Genomic DNA, 17,395 nt, shown 5'->3' on the forward strand with positions numbered 1-17,395 from the left:
AACGACCGCCCCTCATACGGTGACCGCGATAACCGTGGTGGCCAAGGTGGCCGCCCTACCGGTGACCGCGATTCACGCCCCTCATACGGCAACCGCGACGACCGTCCGGCCCGCACTGGTGGAGACCGCCCCTACGGCGACCGTCCCGCCCGTAGCAACGACCGTCCCTCATACGGTGACCGCGATAACCGTGGTGGCCAAGGTGGCCGCCCCACTGGTGACCGCGACTCACGCCCCTCATACGGCAACCGCGACGACCGTCCGGCCCGCACTGGTGGAGACCGCCCCTACGGCGACCGCCCGGCACGCAGCAACGACCGCCCTTCATACGGTGACCGCGATAACCGTGGTGGCCAGGGCGGACGTCCCAGCAGTGACCGCACCAGCAGTGCCCGTCCGCATAGCGATCGGGAAGACCGCGGTCCCCGCGTAGCACCGGAACGCAACGCAGCGGACCTGCGCAGTTCCAACCGCCCGGACCGCGACCGTTCACCGGAGATTGATCCGGATGTGACAGGCCAGGAACTGGACAAGGTAACCCGCGCCCAGCTTCGGATCCTCGACGAGCGCAACAACGAGTGGGTATCCAAGCACTTGGTCATGGCCGGGCGTTTGATCGATTTTGTTCCTGAGCTGGCTTTCGAGCACGCGCTGGCTGCAAGCCGTCGCGGTGGCCGTCTGGCCTGTGTCCGTGAAGCTGTTGCCATGACAGCCTACGCGGCAGGCAAGTACGGGGAAGCCCTGCGTGAATTGCGCACCTTCCGCCGCATCAGCGGTTCCAACGTCCACTTGCCGCTCATGGCTGACTGTGAACGCGGTCTGGGCCGACCCGACAAAGCTATTGACCTCATCCAGTCCGAGGACGCACAAACGTTGGACACTGCTGGCAAGGTAGAACTGGCCATTGTTGAATCCGGTGCCCGCGGCGACCTTGGCGAAATGGAAGCAGCCCTCTCAGCCCTGGAAATCCCGCAGTTGGATATCAACCGCGCCTTCTCCTTCAGCCCCCGCCTGTTCCGTGCCTACGGCATGGTGCTGCGCGCAGTCGATCGTAAGGATGAAGCCAAGACCTGGGAGCGCCAGGCACTTGTTGCTGAGGAAGCACTGGGTGTGGACGAGGGATTTGACCAGCTCATCATTGATCTGGGCGACGATGAGGACATCCCGTTGGAATCGCCGCGCGTTCGTGTTGCTGATGTCATGGAACCGGCCACCGCGCCGGTCATGGACGACGACGCCAAGGTACAAAGCGCCGAACTCACCTCAGAGGATGCGAGCCAGAACGAGGTCAATACCGATGACGCCGAGTCCTCCTACTTCGAATCCGATGATGCTGAATCAGACGCTGACAGTGTAGAAGAAGATGAGTTCAGCGCTGCTGAAGGCGAGGAATCAGATAATCCCAGCAGTGAGCACTAATATCTTGCTGACTGATTTTGATGCGGTATTGGCGGATCTGGATGGCGTGGTTTACGCCGGTCCAGCCGCCATTCCCGGGGCCATTGAGGCTCTGAATGGCCTCGCGGCCCGCAACGTCAAACTGGCGTACGTAACGAATAACGCTTCACGTACGCCAGCGCAGGTTGCCGCGCATTTGCGTGAGCTTGGAGCTCCTGCCGAGGACGGCCAGGTGGTCAGTTCAGCCCAAGCTGGAGCGGCCCTTCTGGCCAAAAAATTCCCGGCTGGCACCAAGGTTCTGGTCACTGGCAGCACGGCTCTGGCCCAAGAAATTCAAGCCTTAGGAATGAGTGTTGTTGCCAGTGCTCATGAGGCACCCGAGGTGGTTATTCAGGGCTTTGACCCGTCCCTTGGCTGGGCAGATCTGGCCGAAGCTACCTACGCCATCAACGCAGGTGCTGTGTGGATTGCTACCAATACCGACATGACCATTCCTCGTGAGCGTGGCATTGCCCCGGGGAACGGGACCTTGGTCGCAGCGGTTCGGGCCGCCGTCGGGCATGATCCGTTAGTTGCGGGAAAGCCTGAGGCGCCCTTGTTTCATACTGCGGCGAGCCGGCTGCAGGTGCTGGCTCCGCTGGTTGTGGGCGACAGACTGGACACGGATATTCTCGGCGGTAACAACGCCGGTATGGCCACGGCGCTGGTCCTTACCGGTGTTGATTCAGGGGACTCGGCGCTGCGGGCCCGCTCTGCGGAACGCCCGCACTTCATCATTGCGGACTTGGGTGAGTTGTATGCCCCCTATCCGGAGGTGACGTTCCACGCCGGCATACTCACCTGTGGTGCTGCTGCCGCACGCGTAGTTGTGGATCAAAGCGGGCGCCAAGGCGTGCAGATTGCTGGGCATGCCGACGATCTCAATGCTTGGCGTGTTGCCTGTGCCGCATGGTGGTGGGCCGTTCCTGAGGCTGCACAGGCCACTGATCCGTTCCTTGACTGGTGCGTGGAACTCCCATGATTGAGCCCGTAACTGAGCTCACCACTGAGCCCACCACTGAGCGCGTGACCGTGCCCACAGGAGATCCGTCCGTGGACGCCCTCGTGGACCTGGCTGCATCAACAAGCCAGCTCTCCGCCGGCGAGCACAAAGCGGTGTATTCGGCCGTCATTGAGGGGCTGGAACGCGAACTGGATGCCGATCCCGCAACTGCGCCGGCCGGCACTCCCAGTAAGAACCGGGAGCTACCATGACCAGGCTGGATCAAGAACTCGCTAACCGCGGGCTTGCGCGCTCACGCACCGTGGCGGCAACGCTCATCAAGGCCGGGCGCGTGCAGGTGGGCGGCGCCCCGGTCCGCAAGTCTGCGCTGAGTGTGGATGAGCACAGTGACATTATGGTGCTGCCAGGAACGGAAGAGGACTACGTCTCCAGGGCCGGACACAAACTGGCCGGTGCTTTGGCGTATTTCCCTAATGTGTCCATTGCCGGCAAGCGCTGCCTGGATGCCGGAGCGTCCACCGGTGGCTTCACCGATGTGCTCCTACGCCGGGGTGCCGCCACCGTGGCCGCCGTGGATGTGGGGCACGGACAATTGGTGGATTCGCTGCGCAATGACACTCGGGTGGCCGTCCACGAGGGGCTAAACATCCGCTACATGCTCCCGGAGGACATTGGCGGTCCAGCAGATCTCACGGTCTGCGATCTTTCCTTCATTTCCCTGACCCTTGTCATGGCGCCCTTGACGCTCTCAACCAAGGTGGGCGGGCAATTAGTCTTAATGGTCAAGCCACAATTTGAGGTTGGTAAGGACCGGCTGGCCCGGACAGGCGTGGTGAGCAGTGAGAATGAACGACGCCGGGCCGTGGCCCTGGTTGCCTCCGCTGCGGTGGCCAATGGGCTACTTTTGGAGGGCATTGGGGTGAGTCCGCTGCCCGGGCAAGATGGAAATATTGAGTATTTCCTACTGGCCAGCCGTCTTGTGTCGGCGCCTGCACCTAAGATCGAAGAACAGGACCGCTCCGTGGAGACGTTATTGTCGCTACTCTGGCCCTGAGCCCTCACTGGGCGTTTGGAAAAACGGGCACAACAGCCCCACCAGAACAGCTACACGAGGATGAGGAAACAGCACATGACTCGGCGCGTCTTGATTCTGGCCCATACGGGCCGTGAAGAGTCGATGCTTGCAGCCCTTGAGGCGTGCGTGGAACTACATGCCAACAACATTGTTCCCGTCATGTACGGCGATGAACTCGCCGATATGACAGGTTACTTGGGTGTTTCCAGCGTCAACATGGAAATCCTTGACAGGGATGTCACGCTCGCCGAGATTGAACTTGTCATGGTGTTGGGTGGGGACGGAACCATTTTGCGGGCCGCCGAGATCGTCCGGGATTATGATGTCCCCTTGCTCGGGGTCAACCTGGGCCATGTGGGTTTCTTGGCGGAGAGTGAGCGAGAAGAGCTCATTCAGACGGTCTCCGCCGTTGTTCAACGCAGGTATTCCGTGGAGGAACGCATGTGCCTGGACGTTATTGTCAGGGTGGCCGGCAAGGTCATGGCTCATACCTGGGCTTTGAACGAGGTGGCTCTGGAAAAGGGCAACCGGGAACGCATGATTGAAGTTGTTACCGAAGTTGATGGACGTCCGCTGACCTCCTTCGGTTGCGACGGCGTGGTCATGGCCACCCCCACAGGGTCCACGGCCTATGCTTTCTCCGCCGGGGGACCTGTTGTTTGGCCCACCGTGGAAGCCCTGCTCATGGTCCCCATCAGCGCCCACGCCTTGTTTGCAAAACCACTCGTGGTGGCTCCCACCTCCACACTGGCCGTGGAAGTTTTGAGCCGCAACGGCGCGCATGGGGTCATTTGGTGTGATGGCCGGCGCACCGTGGAACTCCTGCCAGGGGCACGCATTGAGGTCACCCGCTCGGCGAAACCGGTGAAGTTGGCCCGAACCCAGCAATCCACCTTTTCCGAACGCCTGGTGCGCAAGTTTGAGCTCCCTGTCCAGGGCTGGCGCGGGCCCTCCGTGGAGGAGTCTTCGGTCCCCACCACACAATTACCCATCATCAGAACGCCCAAGCCCAAGAGTCCTCTTGAGGGACACCCGGCCGGGCAGATTCCCCAGCCCCCGGACCTGACCATTGTGACCCACACAGAGAGCTATTCAGGAACCACGGGATACTACGGGCAGGACAACGCATGATCGAAGAAATCCGGATCCGGGACTTGGGTGTCATCTCCGAATCCACCCTGCCGCTGGGACCTGGGCTCAGTGTGGTCAGTGGTGAAACCGGGGCCGGAAAGACCATGGTGGTGACCGCCGTCGGGCTCTTGTTGGGAAACCGCGCGGATGCCGGGGCCGTGCGCACAGGAGCCAAAACGGCCTCCGCGGAGGCAACTGTGACCCTGCCAGCGGGGCATCCGGCCCTGCTACGGGCTGTGGAGGCCGGCGCGGACCTTGACGAGTTCGACGGCGGTGCCGAGCTGATTCTGGCCCGCACCGTCAGTGCGGATGGACGCAGCCGCGCCCATGTGGGCGGACGCAGCGCCCCCATTGGTGTCCTCAGCGAAATAGGGGAGACCTTAGTTGCCGTGCACGGGCAGTCGGATCAGATCAGACTCAAGAATCCCTCAGCTCAACGTGTTGCCCTGGATAAGTATGCGGCGGAGGCCAACAAGGGCTTTACCGGAAAGCTGCGCAGTTACAAGAGTGTTTTTGAGCGGTGGCGGGCCGTCCAGGTCCAACTGCAGGAACTGCGTTCCGCGAGCCGGGAACGTTTGCGTGAAGCCGACTCCTTGACCACCGCACTGGCCGAGATTGATGCCGTTGAACCGCTTCCGGCGGAAGATGAAATCCTCAAGGCACAGGCCGTGAAGCTGGGCAACGTGGAGGAACTGCGCAAAGCTACTCTCGGCGCTCATGAGGCGCTCAGTGCTGCTGACTACGGTGACGGGTTGGATGCCATCACCCTCGTGGACAGTGCCAAACGGCAGGTGGAAGCGGTAGCTGACGCGGATGAAGAACTGGTGCAAACCACTAAGCGTCTCTCCGAAGTGGGCTTTTTATTGGCCGATATTGCCCGGGACCTTGCCAGCTATGCCACGAACCTGGACACGGAGGGCCCTGGCCGGCTGGCCGAGGTGGAGGACCGCCGCGGGGAGTTGGCCGTTTTGGTGCGCAAGTATGCTCCCAGCATTGATGAAGTCATTGAATGGGCAGATGCTGCACGGCTGCGCCTGAGCGAGCTCAGCGATGATTCTGGCCGGATTGAAACGCTGGAAGCCGAGGAAGTGGCTGCGCTGGCCGAACTGGGCGTGTTGGCGGGGGAGGTGAGCGCGTTACGGCACAAGGCTGGGGCGAAGCTTGCCAAGGCTGTCAGTGCCGAGCTGAAGGCTCTCGCCATGCCCGATGCCAGGCTGGTCATTGAGATTACTGGTTCCGAACGGAGTATCCACGGCGAGGATGACATCGCCTTCCTCTTGGCACCTCATGCCGGGGCTCTGCCGCGCCCCCTGGGTAAGGGGGCCTCCGGTGGTGAACTTTCCCGAGTGATGCTGGCGCTGGAAGTGGTGTTGGCGGCCGTAGACCCCGTTCCCACTTTTGTGTTTGACGAAGTTGACTCGGGGGTGGGTGGCAAAGCTGCGGTGGAAATTGGCCGCAGGCTTGCCATGCTCGCCGAGCACGTGCAGGTTCTGGTGGTGACGCATCTGCCCCAAGTGGCCGCGTTTGCGGACCATCACGTGTTGGTGACCAAGAGCTCTGTGAGCAAAAACTCAACAGGGATTACCACCAGCAATGTGAAGATTCTCAGCTATGAGGAACGGGTGGTTGAGCTGGCCCGTATGCTGGCAGGACAGGAAGATTCCGCCACGGCACAGGCCCATGCCAAGGAACTGTTGGCACAGGCCGCAAGGGTAGCAAAGTAAAAATAAGGGGTGGGTGCACAGAAATTGTGTACCGTTCGCGAACGTTTATTGGTTCATTAGATGATAGGCTCAAATCCCGTGGTGCAACGATCAAATTCCCGGTTCAGTGGTCAGTCCAAGACGACCAAACATATCTTCGTCACCGGCGGAGTCGCTTCCTCGCTCGGGAAGGGACTGACGGCTTCTAGCCTCGGTCACCTCCTGCGCGCACGCGGCCTCTCGGTAACAATGCAGAAGCTCGATCCCTACCTCAATGTGGATCCAGGCACAATGAATCCCTTCCAGCACGGTGAAGTCTTCGTCACTGACGACGGCGCCGAAACGGACTTGGACATTGGCCATTACGAGCGCTTCCTTGATGAAAATCTTGAAGGTTCTGCCAACGTCACAACAGGACAGGTGTACTCCACCGTTATTGCCAAGGAACGCCGCGGCGAGTACTTAGGTGACACGGTGCAGGTCATCCCGCACATCACTGATGAGATCAAGCGCCGCATGCGCCTGCCATCCGAAGGGGAGAACGCACCTGATGTGATCATCACCGAAATCGGCGGCACGGTGGGAGACATTGAGTCTCAGCCGTTCTTGGAGTCCGCACGCCAGGTGCGCCAGGACGTGGGCCGTAACAACGTGTTCTTCGCCCACGTCTCACTGGTGCCTTACATTGGCCCGTCGCAGGAACTCAAGACCAAGCCCACCCAGCACTCAGTTGCTGCGCTGCGCTCCCTAGGTATCCAGCCTGACGCCATCATCTTGCGGTCAGACCGTATCCTGCCCGACGCCATGCATGCCAAAATTGGCCGTGCCTGTGACGTGGATGTGGAAGCCGTCATTGGCTGCCCGGATGCTTCCAGTATTTACCAGATCCCCAAGACCTTGCACGAGCAGGGACTTGACTCCTACATTGTTCGCGCCCTGGACTTGCCCTTCAAGGACGTTGACTGGACCAAGTGGGACAAGCTGCTCGAAGTAGTGAACAACCCCGCACACCACATTGAGATTGCCCTGGTGGGCAAGTACATCGATTTGCCTGACGCCTACCTGTCCGTGACTGAGGCGCTGCGTGCCGGCGGTTTCGCCAACGCCACCAAGGTCAAGATCCGCTGGGTCCCCTCCGATTACTGCGCCACCGAGGCCGGTGCCCGCACGGCCCTGGCCGATGTTGACGCCATCTGCGTCCCGGGTGGGTTCGGCATCCGCGGTTTGGAAGGCAAGCTGGGCGCTTTGAAGTTTGCCCGCGAAAACCTGATCCCCACCTTGGGCCTTTGCCTGGGGCTGCAGTCAATGGTGATTGAGTACGCACGCAACGTTGTGGGACTCGAAGGGGCTTCCTCCTCCGAGTTTGACGAGGACCCGAAGTACCCGGTCATTGCCACCATGGAAGAGCAGCAGGACATCGTGGACGGCAAGGGAGATCTTGGCGGCACCATGCGCTTGGGACTCTACCCGGCGGTGCTCACGGAAGGTTCTGTTGTAGCCCAAACATACGGCACCACTGATGTTGCAGAACGTCACCGCCACCGCTACGAGGTCAATAACAAATACCGTGAGCAGATTGCAGCTGCTGGTCTTGTCTTCTCTGGAACGTCACCGGATGGCAAGCTTGTTGAATACGTAGAATTGCCTCGCGAGGTTCACCCGTACTACGTCTCCACCCAGGCACATCCGGAACTGAGCTCCCGGCCCACCCGCCCGCACCCGCTCTTTGCCGGACTGGTAGCGGCGGCCCTGGAGCGCCAGAACGCCACACGGTTGCTGGAGGGCTAGGTGAGAGACCCTGGTACACCGCTGGCAGGGCCGGGTTCAACTCCTGAACAGGAGGACGGCTCGGGGCCCGTTGCGGATAAATTTAGCACCCGCACCTTGCGGTCCTCCTCGACGGTGTACCAGGGAAGAATCTGGGATGTTGTCTCAGATACCTTCAGTCTCACGCCGGACTCGGAGCCGCTGACACGGGACTATATTGCCCACCCCGGCGCCGTGGCAGTTGTGGTGCTCAATGAAGAAAATCAGGTCCTGTTATTGAGCCAGTACCGCCACCCGGTGCACATGGTTCTCTGGGAAATCCCAGCAGGACTCCTGGATGTTCAGGGTGAGGACTTTGTTGTTGGGGCTGCCCGGGAATTGGCTGAGGAAGCCGATCTTGTAGCAGCGCAGTGGCACGTCCTGACTGACTTTTTCAACTCACCCGGATCCTCCAGCGAGGCCATCAGGATTTATCTGGCCCGGGATCTTAGTCCCGTGCCGCAGGATCAACGCCATGTACGCACGGATGAGGAAGCCGAGATTGCATTCCGGTGGGTTGACTTAGCGGAAGCGGTTGAAGCAGTCCTGTCCGGACGCATCCACAACCCGTCCGCCGTCGTCGGAATTTTGGCGGCAGCACAGGCTAGCGCCGGCGGTTTTAGCCAGCTGCGTGATGCCCATGCGCCGTGGCCGGAACATCCGGCCCAGCGCGGTCAGTGAGTGCCACTGCACCTGCTGACGGGCCGGCGCGTCCGTCAGCGGTAGACCGGCACATCAAGGACTATTTACTGCACGTGAGTGTGGAGCGGGGCCTGGCTGCCAATACGCTCCAAGCCTATGAGCGCGATCTTCGCCGCTACGGACTTTTCCTGACAGCGGCCGGCGTGGACCAGGTGGAACAAATCACCCGGCGGCACATCAGTGAATTTTCCCAAGGTTTATCAGACGGAGCCGACGGCGGATCAGCCCTTGGTCTGCGCTCAGTGGCCCGCACCGTGGTTTCGGTGCGTGGCCTGCACAAGTTTTGGGCTCTCGAAGGCATCAGCACAGCCGACCCGGCCGCTGATGTCCACCCGCCCCAGGCCGGGCGCCGCCTTCCCAAAGCGATTAGCGTGCACAGCGTGACCCGCATTTTGGAAGCTGCCGGCTCGGAGACTCCTGCCGGCTTGCGGGATGCGGCCATGCTGGAATTTTTATACTCCACGGGAGCCCGCATCAGCGAAGCTGTGGGGTTGGATGTGGATGATCTTGTGCTGCCCACGGAATCTGATGAAGGGCCTTCCCTGGTCCGGCTCTTTGGCAAGGGTTCCAAGGAGCGGATAGTCCCGCTTGGCTCTTACGCTCTGCGGGCGCTGGAGGCATATTTGGTCCGGGGGCGGCCCGCCCTAGTGGCTAAGGGCCTGGGGACTCCTGCGCTTTTCCTGAACGCCCGGGGCGGACGAATCAGCCGCCAAAGCGTGTGGACCATCTTGAAAACAGTGGCAGAAAAGGCCCAGATCGAAGGTGAGGTCTCACCCCACACCTTGCGTCATTCCTTTGCCACGCACCTGCTTGAAGGTGGCGCCGATGTCAGGGTGGTCCAGGAGCTGCTTGGCCATGCCTCAGTCACCACCACCCAGGTGTACACCTTGGTCACGGCGGAGACGCTGCGTGAAGTGTACGCCGCAGCGCATCCACGCGCGCTAGGCTAAAGGCTGGCGCGCGCGAATGGGCTGCTGAAAATCTCGCTAAAAGTCTCCCGAGGTAACGTTGCTACGCCGTGACGGCCAGGGCATCGATTTCCACCAGCATGACCTCGTACGGCAGGTCCACGAAGACAGTGGTGCGTGAGGGCAGTGCGCCGCTGGGCACATTTTCCTTGATGAAATCGCCGTAAACCTCGTTCATGGCGGGGAAGTCCTCACGCTTTGTCAGGTAGACACGGAACATGATGACGTCCTCCACGGAAGAGCCGCCGGCCGCCAGAATGGCCTTCACATTTTCCAGCGTGCGGCGGGTCTGCACCTTCACATCCCCTGCACCAATGTACTCATTGGCAACAGGGTCCATGGGCCCCTGCCCTGAGACCTGGAACATATTGCCCTTCTTCACACCTTGCGAGAAGACGTAAGCAGGTGCCGGCGCGTTGGTGGTCAGTACTACTGTTTTTTCACTCATGGAGTGTTCCTTTCGGTGGAACCCAGCCCAGGTCTTTCGAAACGGCCTCGGTTGCGGTTATTAGTGGTGGCAACAATTTCAGGAGATCTTCATAGCTGAGCAGAACTACGGGCACGGAGATTGACGCTGCCGCCACCACCCGCCCGGAGGCGTCTCGGATGGGCGCAGCAATGCAGTGGACAAAGGACTCGTGCTCGGACTTATCATGTGCCCAGCCTTGTTCACGGACCAGCTCAAGTTCTGTCAGTAGTGCTTCCGGGCTGGTCAGCGTGTTCTCGGTCATCTGTACGTAGTCCAGTCCGGCGGCAATCTGTTCTTGTTGCTGGCGCGGCATATCGGCCAAAATCACCTTCGCCACGGCTGCTGAATGCAGGGCCGCCGTCAGCCCGATCCGTGAGTACATGCGCACCGGGTGGTGGGATTCGTACTTGTCGACGTACACCACTTCGGCCCCTTCCAACTGAGCCAAGTGAATGGTGTGGCCTGTGGTCTGGTTGATGGCGGCCAGGTGTGGGCGGGCCGCCAGTCGAATGTCGCGCTCCTCAAGGGCCTTGGCAGACAATTCGAAGAGCTTGCGTCCCAGCTGGAATTCACCGGCCCGGTTGCGGACCAAAAAATGCTCACTCTCAAGGGAGTGCAGCAGGCGCATGACGGTTGTCTTGTGGACGTCGGCGTTCGTGGCCAGCTCATCGAGCGTGGCTGGCCCATTGGCTAGTTGGGTGAGCAGGCCAAGGGCCCGGATTAGGCTCTGGCTCATGCCTGTCCCCCTGATAGTGCGGGGGAGTCGATCCGCCCCGGCGCCACATGGGTGCCCGCCCAGTCCGCTTCCGAGCAGGCCAGGATGCGCTCCAGTACCTCTGCCTCCGGTAGCGGGCCGCGGTCGCCGGGGACGGTGAGGGTGCAGGCGGCGCTGAGATGCCCACGCCGCAGCGAGGAGCGTTGGTCCAGGCCGCTGAGCATACCGCTGAGGTAACCGGCCGCAAAGGCGTCACCGGCACCAACAGGTTCCAGCACCGTGACGTTCAACGACGGCACTTCCACCCGTCCGCCGTCGCGCATGAGTGCAATGGCGGAGCTGGCAGCATTCTTGAGCACAATCACCGCCGTGTCCGGCAACAGGGCCCTGAGCTGCGCCTCGTCATTGGTGCCGAAGGCGGGCAGGGCCTCATCGGTACCAACAAGCACGACGTCGGACTGGTTGGCCAGGGTGCGCAGCACCGCCTTGTCCGTGCGGCGCCACAGTGCCTCGCGCCAGTTGACGTCGAAGGATACCAAGCGGCCGTGGCGCGGTGCGGTGAGGACGGCAGTGAGCATCTGACGGCAGCCGGGGGAGAGGGCAGCAGTGATGCCACTGAGGTGGATCAGGCCGGCCGCTTCCAGCAGGGACGATACGGCCGGGTTGGTCAACATGGCCGGACTCATGGCGGAGGCGGCCGAGCCTTGGCGGTAATACAGCACCGAGCTTTCTGCTGTCGCGGAATTCAGCGCCGCCGGAACTTTCACATAAAGGCCGGTGGGCAGTTCCTCATCCATTTCCACCCCGCTGACACCCACTCCGTGGGAGGCGAGCTCGGCCAAGATGCGAGTGCCAAAACCGTCGCGGCCGGTCCGGCCAACCCAGTGTGCCTCAACACCCATGGCGGCCAGGCCCATGGCCACATTTGACTCAGCGCCGCCCACTCCGTAATAAAGCTCCGTGGCTTCGGCCAGTGGCACGTTGCCAGTGGGGGTGAGCATCGCCATCGTCTCTCCGAGGCATACAACTGATGGCATGAACTGGTGCACTTTCTCTCTTGGGTGGGATGGTTCGCCGGGTTAGGGCAATGCCCGGCACATATTGTGGCCCGAATCTCATGGCCGCCTTGACGGACGAATCCTGACCATGTTAGACATGTTCGTGGTGAGTTTGCAACTAGCGTTGCAGAATACGCAACGAGGCCACAGGGTTGGCCTGTGAAGGGACTATTGACAATGGGCAGCACCGCACCGTCATCGGACGGCACGAACATTTCAGGCACTAGCGCACCAGGCGCGAACACCTCAGGCATCAAGGACGAACTGGTGGATGCCCTGGGTGCGCGGGAACTGGGGTGGCGCTACAAGGCCCTGCCTGCCGCCGCGCACGGCCGCAGCGCGGGCGACTACGTGGCCTCCGGAGTCTCCCTCGCCGAGCTGCAGACTCCCTTGCTGACACTTGACGCAGCAGCCATGGCAGCCAACGTAGCCCACATGGCTCGCTGGTGTGCGCAAAAGGGTGTGCTGATTGCCCCGCACGGCAAGACCACCATGGCCCCGCAAATGTGGCGGAACCAGCTCGAAAGCGGTGCCTGGGGGATCACGTTGGCCAACGCGTCCCAGCTGCGCGTGGGCCATGAGTTTGGCCTGCGCCGGGTCATGCTCGCCAACTCCCTGACGGATCCCCAAGCCATCACCTGGCTAGCCGGGGCACAGGGGCCCGATTTCTCTGTGGTCTCATGGGTTGACTCCCTGCAGACCGTGGCGTTGCAGGAAGGCGTCCTGGCCGGTAGCCCCGGCGCCGTACTGGATGTCATCGTTGAGCTTGGTGGGGCAGGCGGGCGCACAGGTGTGCGCAGCATTGCCGGGGCACTTGAGATTGCCCGTGCCATCCGCGCCGCCACCCACCTGCGCCTGGTTGGCGTGGGCGGCTACGAGGGCTCCCTCGCACACACGGCCGACGTCGGAGACCTCGCCACTGTGGGCGGCTACCTTTCGGGTGTGAAGGAGCTGCATGAGCAGCTGCTGGCCGAGGGGCTATACGCTCCCGGTGCCGAGCTCATTGTCACGGCAGGCGGCAGCGCATACTTTGACGACGTGGTGAACGTGCTGGGCTCCTGCCGTGCCGAGGCAACAGATAGCAGCCCCCAGATTGATGTCATTATCCGCAGTGGCGCCTACATGGTCCACGACGACGGCTTCTACAGGGGCATTTCACCCTTCGCTCGCGGCGGAGAAGCAGCAGCCGGACAGGCCCCCTTTGCTTCGGCCATGCACGCGTGGGCGCGGGTTGTCTCCCAGCCTGAACCCGGCCTTGCCATCCTTGACGCCGGCAAGCGCGACCTGCCTGTTGACGAAGGACTGCCGGAGCCACAAATGCTCGGCACTACCCTGGGCGGGCCCCTGGAAACCCTGCACGGAGCCTCCATCAGCGCCGTCAACGACCAGCACTGCTTCCTGCGTTTTGACCCCGCCACAACCACCGTCGCCCTTGGCGACGTTGTCCGTCTGGGCCTCTCCCACCCCTGCACGGCCTTCGACAAGTGGACACTGATCCCCGTCCTGGCTAACACGGCGCACCCAGAGACCGCGCACCCAGAGGCAGCAAATTCCAACGGCTACCAGCTCGTGGATCTCATCCACACCTTCTTCTAAGCCATGGATATCAACAACAACCAGGCCAGCACTGCCGAGCGGACCATCATCAGCAATGCCACTGTCGTGGACGGGAGCGGGGCGCATGGGTTTCTGGCAGACGTGGTGCTTGAAAATGGTGCGATCCACCAGATAGCCGCACCGGGTAGCCATGCCGGCCAAGCGGGCGTTATCGATGCCACTGGCCTTGTCTTGAGCCCCGGATTCATTGACATGCATGCCCATTCGGACCTGCAACTTTTCCTGGCACCGGGCCACTATGCCAAGCTCAGCCAAGGCGTCACCACCGAGCTGCTGGGCCAGGACGGGCTCTCCTACGCACCCATTGACGACGCCACCCTCACAGGTGTGCGGGCGAAGATTGCCGGCTGGAATGACAACCCGGAAGACTTTGATTTCTCGTGGCGCACAGTGGGGGAGTACCTGGACCGGCTCGATCAAGGCATTGCCACGAACGCCGCCTACCTTGTCCCACAGGGCACTGTCAGGGCCATGGTTCGCGGCTTCCACGACGGTGCAGCAACACCGGAAGAGGTGGCAGCCCAGCAAGGGATCATCCGCACCGCCATGGAGGAAGGCGCCGTAGGCATGTCCTCCGGGCTGACCTACACGCCCGGAATGTACGCAACCACGCAGGAGTTGGCACAACTGTGCTCCACTGTGGCGGATTTTGGTGGTTTCTACGCCCCGCACCACCGCTCCTACGGCAAGGGCGCGCTCGAGGCTTACGGCGAAATGATCGAGCTCAGCCGCACAACCGGCTGCGCCCTGCACCTCTCCCACGCCACCATGAACTTCGCCCCCAACAAGGGCCGTGCCCCCGAACTTCTCGGGCTCATCGACCGAGCCTTGGACGAGGGCGTGGACATTACCTTGGACACGTACCCCTACCTTCCCGGAGCCACAACCCTCTCGGCTATCCTGCCCAGCTGGGCGTCCGCCGGCGGGACCGAGGCGACTATGGCGCGGCTGCGTGATGCGCACACACTGGCCCGCATCCGCGAGAACGTGGAAATCTACGGTTCGGACGGTTGCCATGGGGTGGTTGCGGAATGGGGAACCCTGGAAATTTCAGGAGTCAAAAATCCTGAGCTGGATGCTTGCGTAGGTAAAACCATTGAACAAATTGCTGCGGAGATGGGGGAAGACCCCTTTGACACCTTTGTGCGGATCTTGCTGCAGGACAGCATGGCAACCGGCATCCTGCAGCATGTAGGGCACGAGGAAAACGTCCGGGACATCATGGTTCACCGTACTCACTGCGGCGGCAGTGACGGCATCCTTGTCGGGGCGAAACCGCACCCGCGGGCCTGGGGCACGTTCCCGCGCTTCCTTGGCCACTACAGCCGGGAGCTGGGACTGCTCAGCCTTGAGGAAATGCTCCATCACCTCACAGGGCGCCCCGCAGCACGGCTGAAACTTGTGGACCGCGGCTTGATCCGTGAGGGGTACGCCGCCGATCTAGTCCTTTTTGACCCAAAAACCATCAATGCCACAGCAACATTTCAAAACCCGCGGCAGCCCGCTGCGGGCATCCACTACGTCTTTGTCAACGGCATTGCCGCCATCGAAGCGGGCACACCCACCGGCGCCCTCGCCGGCCGGGCACTGCGCCGCACTCCAGAAGGAACCCGCCCCACACCATGAACGCCACCGAATTCATTGCCCGGCTCGAAGATGACCGCACCCTCGCTGTGGTCCGTGCCCCCAAAATTGCCGATGCCGCCGAACTCTGCCATGCCCTCGTGGCTGGCGGCATCAACAGCGTCGAACTGACATACACAACCCCGAACCTGCTCCAGCACCTTACGCGTGCGGCCGGAACTGCCTCCCAACACGGCGCCGTCGTCGGCGTGGGCACAGTCTTGACGGCCGAGCAGGCCAAGGCTGCAATTGACGCTGGCGCGCAATTCCTGGTCACCCCGGGGCTCCGGCCCGAGGTGGCCCAAGTGGCCGTCGCTGCTGGCATCCCCTTCGCCATGGGGGCTATGACCCCCACCGAGGTGGCCATGGCGCTGGACCTAGGCTCCGCCGTCGTGAAGATCTTTCCCGCCAGCGCCATGGGCCCGTCATACCTGAAGGACCTGCAGGGCCCTTTCCCCGGCATCAAGCTACTGCCCTCAGGCGGCATCAATTCAGCCAATGCCAAGAACTTCCTCGACGCCGGGGCACTTGCCGTCTGCTGCGGCACGGCCGTGGTGCCGCCTGCCGCCGTAGCCGCCGGCACATGGACAGAGATCACAGCCCGCGCCGGCGCCTTCACCGCAATCCTTTCCTAATCAACTATTCTTTGGATAATTTCATATGACAAGTTTCATCAACTGGCTCCACCACGACACGGCGGGGCTGTTACTTCTTGCTGCCGTGGGCATTGCCGTCCTGCTCATCCTGATCATCAAGGTCAAACTCGAACCCTTCATTGCTCTGCTGGTGGTGGGCGTCCTCGTGGCTCTGGCCGGCGGAGTTTCCGTGCAGGATCTGGTGGGCTCAGCCACCAAGAGCAGTGACGCCATCATTGAGAAGGGTTTCGCCGGGATTCTCGGTCACATCACTGTCATCATTGGTTTGGGCACAGTGCTGGGCGCCATCCTGGAACGCTCCGGCGGCGCCGAGGTCCTCATGGGCCGACTGGTAAAACTCTTTGGCGAAAAGGGCACCCCCCTTGCCATGGGTGTCACCGGCTTTGTGTTGGGCATCCCGGTCTTCTTCGACATTGGCATCTTTGTACTGGCGCCTCTGGTGTACGTTGCAGCGGTTAGGGGCGGGAAGTCACTTGTGCTGTACGCCCTGCCTCTGCTCGCGGGACTGTCCGTCACGCATGCATTCCTGCCGCCGCACCCCGGCCCGGTAGCCGCAGCCGGTCTGTTCCATGTGGACTTGGGCTGGCTCATCATCATGGGCCTGGCCTGCGGTATCCCCGCATGGTTTGCCTCCGGAATCCTCTGGGGAAGCTGGATTGGCAAGCGCGTCATGGTCAACGTCCCCGAAGACCGCGTCATTGATGAATCCGATGAGGCAAAGCGGATAGGTGAACCTGCCCTTGGCACCGTACTGCTCGCCATCGGCATGCCCATGCTCCTGATTCTCGGTGGCACTTTCGGGAACATCTTCGTGCCCGACGGCGGATTGCGCACCGCCCTGCAGTTCGTGGGAAACCCGGCCATCGCCTTGACCATTGCCGTGCTGCTGGCCATGTGGTTGCTGGGCACCCGGCGTGGCATGAGCCGCGAAGAGTTGGCCGAGCTGACCTCCAACTCCTTGCGCCCTGTTGGCATGATCCTGCTCGTTGTGGGCGCCGGCGCATTCTTTGGTGCCGTGCTGGGAGCAACAGGTGTGGGCACCGCCGTTGCGGATTCTCTTGCCACTGCCGGGTTGCCGTTGCTGCTCTCTGCCTTCGTCATAGCGGCCGGCATGCGGATCGCCCAAGGTTCGGCCACCGTTGCCATTGTGACCACGGGCGGCATCTTGGCCCCCAGCGTCCTTGCAGCCGGGTATTCACAGCCGCAACTGGCGCTGCTGGTCATGGCCATCGCCTCCGGGTCAGTCATTGCCAGCCACGTGAACGACGGCGGTTTCTGGATCATCTCCAAGTACTTCAACATGTCCGTCAAGGACACCCTGAAAACCTGGACGGTGCTGGAAACGGTCCTGTCCGTAGTTGGCTTCGGTATGGCTGCACTGCTCTGGCAGTTCGTCTAACAGAACACAGAATACTGAACGCGAAGGCTCCCGGACACATTGTGTGTCCGGGAGCCTTCGAGTTCACGCACT

At 61.8% G+C, this 17,395-nt stretch carries 16 protein-coding genes; 13 read left to right on the plus strand and 3 right to left on the minus strand.

Annotated features, from left to right (window positions below; all coding sequences use genetic code 11):
* From CVS29_RS18650 to xerD, 9 genes are all read left to right on the plus strand, one after another.
* Window positions 1-1,419: hypothetical protein (locus CVS29_RS18650; protein WP_211315111.1), on the plus strand; the 1,419-nt coding region annotated here is incomplete at its 5' end.
* Window positions 1,409-2,419, plus strand: a complete 1,011-nt coding sequence (locus CVS29_RS08810) for an HAD-IIA family hydrolase (RefSeq protein WP_373366685.1) — start codon at window positions 1,409-1,411, stop codon at window positions 2,417-2,419. The genes CVS29_RS18650 and CVS29_RS08810, both read left to right, overlap by 11 nt.
* A complete protein-coding gene (locus CVS29_RS08815; RefSeq protein ID WP_110105973.1) occupies window positions 2,416-2,652 on the plus strand; it encodes a hypothetical protein in 237 nt (78 codons plus the stop codon). The genes CVS29_RS08810 and CVS29_RS08815 overlap by 4 nt, the downstream gene beginning before the upstream one ends.
* Window positions 2,649-3,455 (plus strand): TlyA family RNA methyltransferase, encoded by an 807-nt coding sequence (locus CVS29_RS08820; protein WP_110105974.1) that lies wholly within the window; start codon window positions 2,649-2,651, stop codon window positions 3,453-3,455. Before CVS29_RS08815 ends, CVS29_RS08820 begins: the two co-directional genes overlap by 4 nt.
* A 75-nt stretch (window positions 3,456-3,530) precedes the next feature.
* Window positions 3,531-4,607, plus strand: a complete 1,077-nt coding sequence (locus tag CVS29_RS08825; protein ID WP_110105975.1) for an NAD kinase — start codon at window positions 3,531-3,533, stop codon at window positions 4,605-4,607.
* Window positions 4,604-6,331: a DNA repair protein RecN gene (gene recN, locus CVS29_RS08830; protein WP_110105976.1), complete on the plus strand. Its 1,728-nt coding sequence runs from the start codon at window positions 4,604-4,606 to the stop codon at window positions 6,329-6,331. The genes CVS29_RS08825 and recN overlap by 4 nt, the downstream gene beginning before the upstream one ends.
* A gap of 60 nt (window positions 6,332-6,391) precedes the next feature.
* Window positions 6,392-8,098, plus strand: a complete 1,707-nt coding sequence (locus CVS29_RS08835) for a CTP synthase (protein WP_110105977.1) — start codon at window positions 6,392-6,394, stop codon at window positions 8,096-8,098.
* Complete coding sequence (locus CVS29_RS08840) at window positions 8,099-8,797, plus strand: NUDIX domain-containing protein (protein WP_315915647.1); 699 nt, start codon at window positions 8,099-8,101, stop codon at window positions 8,795-8,797. It begins immediately after the preceding gene.
* Window positions 8,764-9,768, plus strand: a complete 1,005-nt coding sequence (gene xerD / locus CVS29_RS08845; RefSeq protein WP_110105978.1) for a site-specific tyrosine recombinase XerD — start codon at window positions 8,764-8,766, stop codon at window positions 9,766-9,768. The genes CVS29_RS08840 and xerD overlap by 34 nt, the downstream gene beginning before the upstream one ends.
* A 61-nt stretch (window positions 9,769-9,829) precedes the next feature.
* On the opposite strand, the gene CVS29_RS08850 is transcribed toward xerD, so the two are convergent.
* Genes CVS29_RS08850 through CVS29_RS08860 form a run of 3 tightly spaced genes read right to left on the minus strand, consistent with a single transcriptional unit; the run spans window position 9,830 to window position 12,007 of the window.
* Window positions 9,830-10,234, minus strand: coding sequence for a RidA family protein (locus tag CVS29_RS08850; protein ID WP_110105979.1), 405 nt, complete (start codon window positions 10,232-10,234; stop codon window positions 9,830-9,832).
* A complete protein-coding gene (locus tag CVS29_RS08855; RefSeq protein WP_110105980.1) occupies window positions 10,227-10,991 on the minus strand; it encodes an IclR family transcriptional regulator in 765 nt (254 codons plus the stop codon). Before CVS29_RS08855 ends, CVS29_RS08850 begins: the two co-directional genes overlap by 8 nt.
* Window positions 10,988-12,007 carry a sugar kinase gene (locus CVS29_RS08860; RefSeq protein ID WP_110106216.1) on the minus strand — a complete coding sequence of 340 codons (1,020 nt, stop codon included), beginning with the start codon at window positions 12,005-12,007 and terminating at the stop codon, window positions 10,988-10,990. Before CVS29_RS08860 ends, CVS29_RS08855 begins: the two co-directional genes overlap by 4 nt.
* 180 nt (window positions 12,008-12,187) lie before the next feature.
* Here CVS29_RS08860 and CVS29_RS08865 point away from each other — a divergent pair, with 180 nt between their 5' ends.
* The 4 genes from CVS29_RS08865 to CVS29_RS08880 are packed head-to-tail and all read left to right on the plus strand — an operon-like array spanning window position 12,188 to window position 17,323.
* Window positions 12,188-13,624: a type III PLP-dependent enzyme domain-containing protein gene (locus tag CVS29_RS08865; protein ID WP_245932138.1), complete on the plus strand. Its 1,437-nt coding sequence runs from the start codon at window positions 12,188-12,190 to the stop codon at window positions 13,622-13,624.
* 3 nt (window positions 13,625-13,627) lie between these two features.
* On the plus strand, window positions 13,628-15,271 hold the full coding sequence (locus CVS29_RS08870) for an N-acyl-D-amino-acid deacylase family protein (protein ID WP_110105982.1): 1,644 nt from the start codon (window positions 13,628-13,630) through the stop codon (window positions 15,269-15,271).
* Window positions 15,268-15,903 carry a bifunctional 4-hydroxy-2-oxoglutarate aldolase/2-dehydro-3-deoxy-phosphogluconate aldolase gene (locus CVS29_RS08875; RefSeq protein ID WP_110105983.1) on the plus strand — a complete coding sequence of 212 codons (636 nt, stop codon included), beginning with the start codon at window positions 15,268-15,270 and terminating at the stop codon, window positions 15,901-15,903. The genes CVS29_RS08870 and CVS29_RS08875 overlap by 4 nt, the downstream gene beginning before the upstream one ends.
* A 25-nt stretch (window positions 15,904-15,928) precedes the next feature.
* Window positions 15,929-17,323, plus strand: a complete 1,395-nt coding sequence (locus CVS29_RS08880; RefSeq protein ID WP_110105984.1) for a GntP family permease — start codon at window positions 15,929-15,931, stop codon at window positions 17,321-17,323.
* Window positions 17,324-17,395 lie beyond the last annotated feature (72 nt).

The sequence above is a fragment of the Arthrobacter psychrochitiniphilus genome, assembly GCF_003185915.1.
GTDB classification, from domain to species: domain Bacteria; phylum Actinomycetota; class Actinomycetes; order Actinomycetales; family Micrococcaceae; genus Specibacter; species Specibacter psychrochitiniphilus.

What these genes read in the sequence shown, in the direction of transcription:
- CVS29_RS08815 (WP_110105973.1), top strand. Translation starts at nt 2,416, where the DNA reads ATGATTGAGCCCGTAACTGAGCTCACCACTGAGCCCACCACTGAGCGC.
- CVS29_RS08820 (WP_110105974.1), top strand. Translation starts at nt 2,649, where the DNA reads ATGACCAGGCTGGATCAAGAACTCGCTAACCGCGGGCTTGCGCGCTCA.
- CVS29_RS08825 (WP_110105975.1), top strand. Translation starts at nt 3,531, where the DNA reads ATGACTCGGCGCGTCTTGATTCTGGCCCATACGGGCCGTGAAGAGTCG.
- recN (WP_110105976.1), top strand. Translation starts at nt 4,604, where the DNA reads ATGATCGAAGAAATCCGGATCCGGGACTTGGGTGTCATCTCCGAATCC.
- CVS29_RS08835 (WP_110105977.1), top strand. Translation starts at nt 6,392, where the DNA reads ATGATAGGCTCAAATCCCGTGGTGCAACGATCAAATTCCCGGTTCAGT.
- CVS29_RS08850 (WP_110105979.1), bottom strand. Translation starts at nt 10,234, where the DNA reads ATGAGTGAAAAAACAGTAGTACTGACCACCAACGCGCCGGCACCTGCT.
- CVS29_RS08855 (WP_110105980.1), bottom strand. Translation starts at nt 10,991, where the DNA reads ATGAGCCAGAGCCTAATCCGGGCCCTTGGCCTGCTCACCCAACTAGCC.
- CVS29_RS08860 (WP_110106216.1), bottom strand. Translation starts at nt 12,007, where the DNA reads ATGCCATCAGTTGTATGCCTCGGAGAGACGATGGCGATGCTCACCCCC.
- CVS29_RS08870 (WP_110105982.1), top strand. Translation starts at nt 13,628, where the DNA reads ATGGATATCAACAACAACCAGGCCAGCACTGCCGAGCGGACCATCATC.
- CVS29_RS08875 (WP_110105983.1), top strand. Translation starts at nt 15,268, where the DNA reads ATGAACGCCACCGAATTCATTGCCCGGCTCGAAGATGACCGCACCCTC.
- CVS29_RS08880 (WP_110105984.1), top strand. Translation starts at nt 15,929, where the DNA reads ATGACAAGTTTCATCAACTGGCTCCACCACGACACGGCGGGGCTGTTA.